The sequence below is a fragment of the Pseudomonas syringae group sp. J309-1 genome, assembly GCF_032582135.1.
GTDB lineage: Bacteria > Pseudomonadota > Gammaproteobacteria > Pseudomonadales > Pseudomonadaceae > Aquipseudomonas > Aquipseudomonas quasicaspiana.
In genome coordinates, this window is the sequence record NZ_JAWHNU010000174.1 from 1 (window position 1) to 509 (window position 509).

Here is a 509-nt window from a genome sequence, read left to right on the forward strand (position 1 = left end):
CAACCGTCGGCCGACAACGCGCCTTGGGGATAAGCTGTGAATCGTCTCGTGCTATTGGGGACCGCCCCTATCGTGCCATCGGGGACCCGATCCTCGTGCTATCGGGGACCGGAATCGTCGATTCCAGTCTTCGGTTCAGTAGCTTGCGGCCCCCGTAACTTATCTAACCTAGATTCCTTCGGAATCTTTCTAACGCGACCGCGGTTTTGCACGCCTGCGGATAACCGGCAGGCCCTGCTCCGGGGCGCGTCATGATAGTCGCGCTCCTCAATCAGAAGGGCGGCGTGGGCAAGACAACGCTCGCTCTGCATCTCGCCGGCGAGTGGGCGCGCCAGGGTCGGCGCGTCACCCTGATTGACGCTGACCCGCAAGGCTCCGCGCTCGATTGGTCGCAGCAGCGCGCCCGTGAGCGCTTGCCGCGCCTGTTCGGCGTCGTCGGCCTGGCGCGAGACACGCTCCACCGTGAAGCGCCCGAGCTGGCGCAGGACGCCGATCACATCGTCATCGAC

Annotated in this window: 1 protein-coding gene; it reads left to right on the plus strand. The window is 64.8% G+C overall.

All coding sequences use genetic code 11. The annotated features are described in order from the left end of the window. Positions 1–251: 251 nt before the first annotated feature. Positions 252–509, plus strand: a 258-nt coding sequence (locus RX972_RS29305) for an AAA family ATPase (RefSeq protein ID WP_316880806.1), incomplete at its 3' end; no start/stop codon positions are given.